This window comes from Oleiphilus sp. HI0043 (genome assembly GCF_001634935.1).
The window spans coordinates 1-1,495 of sequence record NZ_LWEY01001385.1 but is presented as its reverse complement, the minus strand read 5'-3'; the positions used below and the strand labels follow the sequence as shown (position 1 = coordinate 1,495).

Below are 1,495 nucleotides of genomic sequence, written 5' to 3'. Positions count from 1 at the left end.
AGTAAAGGAAGGCTTAACGCTCATAAATATCACCGTATGACAAACCTAAAAGCTGGCTAATTTTATTCAGGGAATAAGCTGTTTCTGCCTGCCATTGATCAATCGTTTCTTGTAACAAAGCCCAAGCTTTCTTTGAATTCGGCATCTTGTTAATGCTACCAGCTTGCGCTAGAGCTCCAACAACATCAGCTGAAAGAACCAAGGTATCTACACCTAGTCGCCGTAGAGCTATCTGACCAACCCGTCCACCCAAACGATTTCCACGCGCTTTTAGCAACTGAATATTATCTGTGAAATCTTCAGCTTTCCAGGATGCAAAAAACTCACCTAGAGAACGGTGCTCTTCTATAAGATCTAGTAAGAACATCGCATTTTCTCGAATTGAACTAACCTTTGCCCAATGCTTAACAATCTTGCCGCCTTTCATTTTCTCTTCTAACGCCTCATCAGACAATGACGCGCAATATCGCAAATTGAAGTTAGCGAAGGCTTCTTCAAAGGCGGGCCATTTATTGTCAATGACACTCCAGTTAAACCCTGTCTGAAAGACTATCTTTGAGAAGGCAGATAGCCAACGGTCATCAGATATCGCTAAAATTTCATCTGAGGATAAGGGGGAGTTAAGCGTGGCATTAACTTGCATTGCCCCGCCGTGACGAGCATAGGCTCTTTCTTCAATTTCCGTAAAAGACATCATCGCTAATGGTCATCCTTATATTCTGCTGCAATCTCCGTAAACTCGCCCTCACACGATATGAAAGCAGCCACCACTCTGGGGTCGAAGTGGCTCCCTTCACCATCAAGGATAATTGACTTAGCTTTGTCATGATCAAAAGCTGGCTTGTATACACGTTTACTAATCAAAGCATCGTAGACATCTGCCAAAGCCATTAAACGCGCAGACAGTGGAATAGCATCACCCTTTAAGCCTTGAGGATATCCGCTACCATCCCATTTTTCATGATGAGAGGCGGCAATCTCTCGTGCATAACGCAAGAAAGAATTGCTTCCCAAGCGGGCTTCGGCAACCGCTAAAGAGTCTGCCCCCAATTGCGCATGCGTTTTCATGATCATGAACTCTTCATCTGTTAGCTTGCCTGGCTTGAGCAAGATACTATCTGGAATACCTACTTTACCCACATCATGCAAAGGTGCCGACTTATATAAAAGATCCACCGTCTCAGCATCCAGATAGTCTTTGAAGTCGGGATGTGCACTCAAATGTTCCGCTAGCACACGGACGTAATGCTGAGTTCTCAGAATATGGCCACCGGTTTCATTGTCCCGGGTTTCTGCAAGCGAAGCTAGCGCTAGCACAGACACATCTCGAGTCAATTGAAGTTCGTCCCTATGCTGCTGCAAACTGGCAATCATCGCATTGGTACCCTCAGCCATACGCCCAAACTCATCATGACTGACTACCGGCACTCGCTGTTCCAGGTCACCATTCATCACCTCAAACAAGGTATGATTCTGGTAATAAAGGTACATATTC

At 45.2% G+C, this 1,495-nt stretch carries 2 protein-coding genes; both read right to left on the bottom strand.

What is annotated here, in order from left to right:
- Positions 1-13 precede the first annotated feature (13 nt).
- Positions 14-697, bottom strand: coding sequence for a DNA-3-methyladenine glycosylase I (locus A3729_RS18850; RefSeq protein ID WP_068510459.1), 684 nt, complete (start codon positions 695-697; stop codon positions 14-16).
- 2 nt (positions 698-699) lie between these two features.
- Positions 700-1,495: HD domain-containing phosphohydrolase (locus A3729_RS18845; protein ID WP_156498022.1), on the bottom strand; the 796-nt coding region annotated here is incomplete at its 5' end.

Coding starts and splice junctions, on each gene's coding strand:
- A3729_RS18850 (WP_068510459.1), bottom strand. CDS start 697: ATGATGTCTTTTACGGAAATTGAAGAAAGAGCCTATGCTCGTCACGGC.